7 protein-coding genes and 1 pseudogene are annotated in these 8,007 nt (G+C 70.0%); all 8 read left to right on the top strand.

All coding sequences use genetic code 11. The annotated features are described in order from the left end of the window. Positions 1–488 (top strand): annotated as a pseudogene (locus AB0J58_RS43355) (shikimate dehydrogenase); the annotation flags it as partial. A 260-nt stretch (positions 489–748) separates the two neighbouring features. After that, complete coding sequence (gene infC, locus AB0J58_RS43350) at positions 749–1,453, top strand: translation initiation factor IF-3 (protein WP_343966380.1); 705 nt, start codon at positions 749–751, stop codon at positions 1,451–1,453. Between the two features lie 130 nt (positions 1,454–1,583). Then, positions 1,584–1,778, top strand: a complete 195-nt coding sequence (gene rpmI / locus AB0J58_RS43345; protein WP_030920046.1) for a 50S ribosomal protein L35 — start codon at positions 1,584–1,586, stop codon at positions 1,776–1,778. Positions 1,779–1,802: 24 nt separating this feature from the next. After that, positions 1,803–2,186: a 50S ribosomal protein L20 gene (gene rplT / locus AB0J58_RS43340; RefSeq protein WP_012892552.1), complete on the top strand. Its 384-nt coding sequence runs from the start codon at positions 1,803–1,805 to the stop codon at positions 2,184–2,186. Between the two features lie 72 nt (positions 2,187–2,258). Further along, the gene (locus AB0J58_RS43335) at positions 2,259–3,074 is read left to right on the top strand and encodes an RNA methyltransferase (RefSeq protein WP_343966369.1); all 816 of its coding nucleotides are present in this window, start codon (positions 2,259–2,261) and stop codon (positions 3,072–3,074) included. Positions 3,075–3,151: 77 nt separating this feature from the next. Next, positions 3,152–4,234 (top strand): ATP-binding protein, encoded by a 1,083-nt coding sequence (locus AB0J58_RS43330; protein ID WP_343966367.1) that lies wholly within the window; start codon positions 3,152–3,154, stop codon positions 4,232–4,234. A gap of 121 nt (positions 4,235–4,355) precedes the next feature. Beyond that, positions 4,356–5,405: a phenylalanine--tRNA ligase subunit alpha gene (pheS, locus tag AB0J58_RS43325; RefSeq protein WP_343966434.1), complete on the top strand. Its 1,050-nt coding sequence runs from the start codon at positions 4,356–4,358 to the stop codon at positions 5,403–5,405. Then, on the top strand, positions 5,405–7,933 hold the full coding sequence (gene pheT, locus AB0J58_RS43320) for a phenylalanine--tRNA ligase subunit beta (RefSeq protein WP_364227323.1): 2,529 nt from the start codon (positions 5,405–5,407) through the stop codon (positions 7,931–7,933). The genes pheS and pheT overlap by 1 nt, the downstream gene beginning before the upstream one ends. Positions 7,934–8,007: the final 74 nt, after the last annotated feature.

The following is an 8,007-nucleotide window of genomic DNA, read 5'->3' as shown; positions in this document are numbered from 1 at the left end:
TCCGTGACAGCTCGATCCGATCCGTCCTCGGCGGGGGGGCGACGGCCTCCTCCGCGCTGGCGGCCCTGCGCGAGCTGGGTCTGGGCGAGGCGACCCTCGTGGTCCGTGACCCGTCCAGGGCGACGGAGACCGTCGAGACGGCCGGACGGCTGGGCATGAGCCTGACGGTGCAGACCTTCGACAAGCTCGACACCGTGCTGGGGGTAGACCTGGTCGTCTCGACCCTGCCCTCCGGTGCGGCCGACGCCTTCACCGAGTCGCTGGCGGACGTGCCGGCGCTCTTCGACGTGGTCTACGCCCCCTGGCCCACCCGGCCGGCGGCGGCGGTGGCCGAGCGGGGCGGGATCGTCGTCGGAGGGTTCCCGATGCTCCTGCACCAGGCGGTCCGGCAGGTCGAGATGATGACCGGCCGCGCGGACGTGCCGGTGGAGGCGATGCGCGAGGCGGGGAAGAGCGAGATCGTCAGGCGCGCCGCCCCGGCGGAATGATTCTGGGTGAGCACGTCGTTGTGATAGAGTGACTAATCGATCGGTCCGGCGTTCCTGCTGGACGCGCAAGCGGAGGTCATCCTCCCACCTCGTCGGCCGCAAGGCTGACAGGTCAGGATCACACCGGGTAGGTTTCCGGCGAGCTTAACGGCATAAAGCCTTCGAGTTCATGTGGCCCCGCATGCGTGACGTGCGGGGCATCTTGCGTTCAACGCGCCTTCACAGGGTGCGTGTTCTGCGACTTCCCGGCACGATCGAGCATGTTGCGGCCTTTCGTAAGGAAGGCCGCGGATCGCAACCTAGGAGGCCCCATCAGCGCCGAGCCCCGCATCAATGACCGCATTCGCGTGCCCGAGGTCCGCCTCGTGGGCCCGAACGGCGAACAGGTGGGCATCGTCTCCATCGGCGATGCTTTGAAGCTGGCTCAAGAAGCCGACCTCGACCTGGTCGAGGTCGCGGCAACGGCTCGCCCGCCAGTGTGCAAGCTCATGGACTACGGCAAGTTCAAGTACGAGTCCGCGATGAAGGCACGCGAGGCGCGCCGTAACCAGGCGTACACCATCATCAAGGAGATCAAGCTCCGGCCGAAGATCGACCCGCACGACTACGAGACCAAGAAGGGTCACGTGGTGCGGTTCCTCAAGGCCGGCGACAAGGTCAAGGTCACCATCATGTTCCGTGGTCGGGAGCAGTCCCGGCCCGAGCTGGGCTTCCGGCTCCTGCAGCGGCTGGCGGAGGACGTGACGGAGCTCGGCTTCGTCGAGTCCCAGCCCAAGCAGGACGGCCGAAACATGATCATGGTGATCGGCCCGCACAAGAAGAAGGCCGAGGCCAAGGCCGAGAAGGCGGCGGCCAAGGCGCGGCATGACGAGAACCCCTCGGGGGACAGGTCACCGGCCGCCGACGAGACGCACGTCAACGACGAGGTGTCCGTCAACGGAGCGGTGGCGGCTCCGCAGGAGTAACTCGCATAGCCTGGATCGTCAGGTAGTCGCGATATCACGTCGAGACCGGGTCCGGTCTCGTAGTCAGGCATGCCCTTGACTTGGGTTACCGGCCCGGGACATCGGCACGATCGAGGGAGAGACGGCTGAGATGCCGAAGATGAAGACGCACAGCGGTGCGAAGAAGCGGTTCAGGCTCACGGGTTCCGGCAAGCTTGTGCGCCGCCGCGCCAACCGTGCGCACTACAACGAGCACAAGCCGTCCACCTTGACGCGTCGTCTCAAGCCCGAGGTCGTGCTCTCCGACGCCGACTCCAAGAAGATCAAGAAGCTGCTCGCTAAGTAACCGCCCCCGGGGAGATAGATACACATGGCACGCGTGAAGCGGGCGATCAACGCCAAGAAGAAGCGCAAGGTCGTTCTCGAGCGGGCGAAGGGCTATCGGGGTCAGCGTTCCAGGCTGTACCGCAAGGCCAAGGAGCAGATGCTCCACTCGATGACGTACGCCTACCGCGACCGCAAGGACCGCAAGGGCACCTTCCGCCGTCTCTGGATCCAGCGCATCAACGCCGCTGCCCGCCAGAACGGCATCACCTACAACAGGCTCATCCAGGGCCTGCGGCTCGCCTCCATCGAGGTCGACCGCAAGATCCTCGCTGATCTCGCGGTCAACGACGCCGCCACGTTCGCGACGCTGGTCGAGGCCGCCAAGAAGGCGCTCCCGGCCGACGTGAACGCGCCGGTCGCCGGCTGAGCGAGACACTGACGAACATGCGGTCCGCAGCGGTGACGCTGCGGGCCGCATTCGCATTCTTGGGGGACGGGCATGGCCGGGTCTGAGCTGACCAACATCAAGTCACCGCGGGTCAAGGCCGCGCGGAGGCTGACCAAGCGGGCCTTCAGGGACCGCGACCGCTCCTTCCTGGCAGAGGGGCCACAGGCGGTCCGTGAGGCGCTGGCGCTGGACGGCGTCGTGGTGGAGCTGTTCGCCACCGCCGAGGCCGAGCTGCGCCATGCCGACGTCGTCACCGCCGCCACCGCCGCGGGGGTGCCGCTCTTCCGGGCCAGCGGCGAGGTCATGGCCGAGCTGGCCCAGACCGTCACCCCCCAGGGACTGCTGGCCGTGTGCCGCTTCGTGCACGTTCCCCTGAACGACTCCGTCACCTCCGACGCCAGGCTGGTGGCCGTGCTCGCCCACGTCCGCGACCCGGGCAACGCGGGTACGGTGCTGCGCACCGCCGACGCCGCGGGTGCCGACTCGGTGGTCTTCACCGACGCCTCGGTCGATCCCTACAACGGCAAGTGCGTGCGGGCCAGCGCGGGCAGCCTGTTCCATCTCCCGGTCACCACGGGTGTCCATGTGACCCGGGTGGTGGAGCATCTGAAGGGTTCCGGGCTACGGGTGCTCGCCGCAGACGGCGCGGGCAAGCAGACCCTGGACGACATGGACCTGTCCGGCCCGACGGCCTGGATCTTCGGCAACGAGGCCTGGGGACTTCCCGAGGAGATCCTGGAACTGGCCGACGACGTCGTCCGGGTTCCGATCTACGGGCGGGCCGAGAGCCTGAACCTCGCGACCGCCGCCGCGGTCTGTCTGTACGCATCTGCCCGGTCTCAGCGCACCGGTCCCGGCGCCAGGTGACGCCCCCCGCCCCGAGGCTGCCGTACGGCGCGGGAAACCCGCTATTGTCGGCCATGTAGCGTCGAGGAGGCGGGGTCGTGCACGGCGAACACACCGGCGAGCGGAGCACCGATCCCGCTTCTGTGATCGACGTCGACGAGCTTCCCGACGGTCTCGTGGTGACCGATGGAGACGGCCACGTGCTGACCGTCAACCGGGCCGCGGCCCGGTTGACCGGGGTCACCCGCGAGCAGGCCGCGGGGCGGCACCTGCGCGATGTGTTCTCCTTCCACGACCACGACGGGCGCGACTGGTGGAAGTGGCTCGACACCTACGGCGGTTTGCGCACCCGCACCCGCCAGCCCGAGCTGCCGCTGCGCACCCTCGGCGGCCAGGAGATGCTGGTGGCCGCCCGGCTGGTGCGAGAGCCCCGGCGGGGCGGCGAGGTGGTCCGGGTGGTCATCACGCTGCGTGACACCGGGGCCCGTGCCCGCCTGGAGCGCAGCCGCGCCGACCTGGTCTCCACGGTCGCCCACGAGCTGCGCTCCCCGCTGACCAGCGTCAAGGGGTTCACCGCGACCCTGCTGGCCAAGTGGACCCGTTTCACCGACGACCAGAAGCTGGTCATGCTGGAGACGGTCAACGCCGACGCCGACCGGGTGACCAGGCTGATCACCGAGCTGCTCGACGTCTCGCGTATCGAGTCGGGGCGGCTGGAGATCCATCGCCAGGTGGTCGACATCCCGGCCAGGATCTCCAAGGTCATCGCGGGGCGGGTGGCGGCGGGTGAGCCGGACGACCGCTTCCTGCTCCAGGTACGCGGTGAGCTGCCCGAGACCTGGCTCGACCAGGACAAGATCGATCAAGTGCTTGCCAACCTGGTGGAAAACGCGGTGCGGCACGGGCGCGGTACGGTGACAATAGTCGTCGAACCGAGCGAATGGGGAGTGACCGTGTCCGTCCGTGACCAGGGAGAGGGCATCCCGCCCGAGCTGGTCACGCGTGTCTTCCGGCAGTTCTGGCGGGGCAACGCCCGCCGCCGCGGCGGCACCGGACTAGGCCTGTTCATCGTCAAGGGGCTGATCGAGGCTCACGGTGGCACCATCTCCGTGCAGCGCGGACCCGAGGGCGGCGCCGAGTTTCGATTTATGGTGCCCACCGGCACCCCTGACTTCGCCTGAGCGCGAATGCCAGCCCGGTGGGCTTACCCGACTAGACTCGTGGCCGCTCAAGCCCTGGATTCGGAGCTCTCTCTTGTCAAACTACGACCCGGTCGAGGTGACCCCGCTGCACGCCGACGAGATGGCGCGCATGCAGGCCGACGCGATCGACGCCGTCAAGGCGGCGCGCGACCTCGAAGAACTCAAGCAGGTGCGTCTCGCGCACGCCGGTGATCGCTCGCCGATCGCCCTGGCCAACCGCGAGATCGGCGCCCTGCCCCCGGCGGCCCGCGCCGAGGCGGGCAAGCGTATCGGCGGTGCCCGCAAAGCCGTCGCCGAGGCTCTCGCCGAACGGCAGGCACAGCTGGAGGCCGAGCGCGACGAGCGGGTCCTCGTCGAGGAGACCGTCGACGTCACGCTGCCCTCCGGCCGCGCCTCCCGAGGCGCCAGGCATCCGCTGACCACCCTCCAGGAGCGCATAGCCGACGCCTTCGTCGCGATGGGCTACGAGGTGGCGGAGGGCCCCGAGCTGGAGGGGGAGTGGTTCAACTTCGACGCGCTGAACATCTCCGCCGACCACCCGGCGCGCTCGGAGCACGACACCTTCTTCGTGGAGTCCGTCGAATCGGGCAAGGTGCTGCGCACCCAGACCTCTCCCGTCCAGATCCGGGCGCTGCTCAGCAGGGAGCTTCCGATCTACGTGATCTCGCCGGGCAAGGTGTTCCGCACCGACGAGCTTGACGCCACCCACACCCCGGTCTTCCACCAGGTCGAGGGGCTGGCGATCGACGAGGGCCTGACCATGGCCCATCTCAAGGGCACCCTCGACCGGTTCGCCGAGGTCATGTTCGGTGAGGGCATCACAACCCGGTTCCGGCCCAACTACTTCCCGTTCACCGAGCCCTCAGCCGAGATGGACCTGAAGTGCTTCGTCTGCCGCGGGGCCTCCGCGGTGCCGGGAAACCCGTCCTGCCGCACCTGCAAGTCGGAGGGCTGGATCGAGTGGGGCGGCTGCGGCATGGTCAACCCGCGGGTGCTCATCGCCTGCGGCGTCGACCCCGCCCGCTACAGCGGCTTCGCCTTCGGCATGGGCGTCGAACGCACCCTGATGTTCCGCCACAACGCCGAGGACATGCGCGACATGGTCGAGGGAGACGTCCGCTTCACACTCCCCTTCGGAATGGAGGTCTGATGAAGGTCTCGCTTTCATGGCTGCGGGAGTACGTCGATCTCCCCGCCGTCACGGCGCACGAGATCGCCGAGAAGCTCACCGCGGCCGGGCTCAAGCTCGAGTCCGTCATCTCCTACGGCCACGACATCAAGAACGTCGTGGTGGGCGAGGTGCTCTCCATCGAGACCCTGGAGGGTTTCAAGAAGCCCATCCGCCACTGCCAGGTCGAGGTGGGGGAGGCCGCGCCTCGCGAGATCGTCTGCGGTGCGACCAACTTCGAGGCCGGCGACCGTGTCCCGGTCGCGCTGCCCGGCGCCGTGCTGCCCGGCGGGTTCGAGATCGCCTCCCGCAAGACCTACGGACGCCTGTCGGACGGCATGATCTGTTCGGAGGCGGAGCTCGGGGTGGCCGAGTCCTCCCCTGGCATCCTCGTGCTGCCCGGGGACACTCCGATCGGCGCCGACGTGGTCGAGCTGCTCGGCCTGCGCGACGACGTGATCGAGCTTGAGATCACCCCGGACATCGGCTACGCGCTCTCCATCCGGGGCGTGGCCCGCGAGGCCGCCGCCGCCTTCGACTCGGCGTTCATCGACCCGGCGGACGTCTCCCCGCCCGTCGCGTCCGGTCCCGCCTACCCGGCCTCGATCGCCGACCCGTCGGCCTGCGACCGCTTCGTGCTCCGCGAGATCCGCGGGTTCGACCCGTCGGCGAGCAGCCCGCTGTGGATGCGCGCGCGGCTCAGCCGCGCCGGTATGCGCCCGGTCTCGCTGGCCGTCGACGTCACCAACTACGTCATGCTGGAGCTCGGTCAGCCGCTGCACGCCTTCGACGCCGCCAGGCTGACCGGTGAGATCGTGGTGCGCAGGGCCGAGCCCGGCGAGACGCTGGAGACGCTCGACCACGTGGTCCGCAAGCTCCATCCGGACGACATCCTGATCACCGACGGGTCGGGCGTGATCTCGATGGCAGGCACCATGGGCGGCCTGCACACCGAGATCTCCGACGCCTCCACCGACATCGTGATCGAGGCCGCCCACTTCTCCGCCAGCGGCATCGCGCGCATGTCGCGCCGGCACAACCTGGTCAGCGAGGCATCCAAGCGCTTCGAGCGGGGCGTCGACCGGGAGCTGCCGCTGTACGCCTCCTGGCGCGCGGCCCGGCTTCTGGCCGAGCTGGGCGGCGGCACGATCCAGCCGGGCGTCACCCACGCCGAGGTGGAGGTCGAGCCGCTCCGTGTCGCCATCCCGAGCGGCTACCCCGGCAGGGTCGCGGGCACCGTCTACGACCGGGAGACGGTGATCCACCGCCTGGAGCAGGTGGGCTGCGCGGTCGAGGGCGCCGCCGGCGGCACCGGTGGCACCGCCGCCGACGGGATCGCCGCGAAGCTCACGGTCGTCGGCGACGACATGCTGGTGGTCACCCCACCGTCGTGGCGGCCCGACCTGACCGACCCGAACGACCTCGCCGAGGAGGTCATCCGGCTGGAGGGCTACGAGAACCTGCCCTCGATCCTTCCCGCCGCCCCCGCGGGTGCCGGTCTCACCGAGAGCCAGCGCCTGCGCCGCAGGGTCGGCCGATCACTGGCCGCCGCCGGCTACGTCGAGACCCTCTCCTACCCGTTCAGCGGGGAGCGCGACTTCGACAACCTGCAGCTGCCCGCCGACGACGCGCGCCGCCTGGCCGTACGGCTGGCCAATCCGCTCAGCGAGGACGAGCCGCTGATGCGGACCACCCTGCTGCCGGGCCTGCTCAAGACGCTGGTCCGCAACGTGGGCCGGGGGTTCGGCGATGTGGCGCTGTTCGAGACGGGTCTGGTCTACCGGCCCTCGCCGGGCGCGCCCGCCGTCGCCCCCGTGCTGGGCGTCGACCGTAGGCCGAGCCCGGAGGAGCTGGCCTCGATCGAGTCCGCGCTGCCGGCCCAGCCGCTGCGGGTCGGGGTCGTGCTGGCCGGGGAGTTCGAGCCGTCCGGCTGGTGGGGCAAGGGCAGGGAAGCGGACTGGGCGGACGCGGTCGAGGCGGCCCGGGTGGTGGCCGCCGAGGCCGGCGTCGCCCTCGATGTCCGCGCCGACCGGCACGAGCCCTGGCACCCGGGTCGCTGCGCCGCGCTGTACGCCGGTGACGTGCTCGTCGGTCACGCCGGTGAGCTGCACCCGCGCGTGGTCGAGGCGTACGGCCTGCCTCCGCGTACCTGCGCGATGGAACTGGAGCTGACCCGGCTGGAGCAGCCGCCGGCCGGTCGGCCGCAGGCACCGGCGATCTCCGGTTACCCGGTCGCGAGCCAGGACGTCGCGCTCATCGTCGACGCGGCGACCCCGGTGTCCCCGGTGGAGGCGGCGCTGCGCGAGGGCGCGGGCGAGCTGCTGGAGTCGATCCGGCTGTTCGACGTCTACGCCGGCGCCCAGGTGGGGGAGGGCAAAAAGTCTCTCGCCTACTCCCTGCGCTTCCGGGCGGCCGACAGAACGCTCACTGTGGAGGAGACCACCGCGGCCCGTGACGCGGCCGTGGCCCTGGCCACCGAGCGCACCGGAGCGCGGCTGCGCGGCGCCTGACCGCTCCACGAAGGGGGCCCGGGGCATGCCCCGGGCCCCCTTCCGCTGCTTCCACGGTCCGTGACCTCGGCTCC

This window comes from Streptosporangium sp. NPDC049644 (assembly GCF_040675205.1).
GTDB lineage: Bacteria > Actinomycetota > Actinomycetes > Streptosporangiales > Streptosporangiaceae > Streptosporangium > Streptosporangium fukuiense.
The sequence above is the reverse complement of the archived record's forward strand: the minus strand, read 5'-3'. Positions and strand labels throughout refer to the sequence as shown.

What these genes read in the sequence shown, in the direction of transcription:
- infC (WP_343966380.1), top strand. Translation starts at nt 749, where the DNA reads ATGTTGCGGCCTTTCGTAAGGAAGGCCGCGGATCGCAACCTAGGAGGC.
- rpmI (WP_030920046.1), top strand. Translation starts at nt 1,584, where the DNA reads ATGCCGAAGATGAAGACGCACAGCGGTGCGAAGAAGCGGTTCAGGCTC.
- rplT (WP_012892552.1), top strand. Translation starts at nt 1,803, where the DNA reads ATGGCACGCGTGAAGCGGGCGATCAACGCCAAGAAGAAGCGCAAGGTC.
- AB0J58_RS43335 (WP_343966369.1), top strand. Translation starts at nt 2,259, where the DNA reads ATGGCCGGGTCTGAGCTGACCAACATCAAGTCACCGCGGGTCAAGGCC.
- pheS (WP_343966434.1), top strand. Translation starts at nt 4,356, where the DNA reads ATGGCGCGCATGCAGGCCGACGCGATCGACGCCGTCAAGGCGGCGCGC.
- pheT (WP_364227323.1), top strand. Translation starts at nt 5,405, where the DNA reads ATGAAGGTCTCGCTTTCATGGCTGCGGGAGTACGTCGATCTCCCCGCC.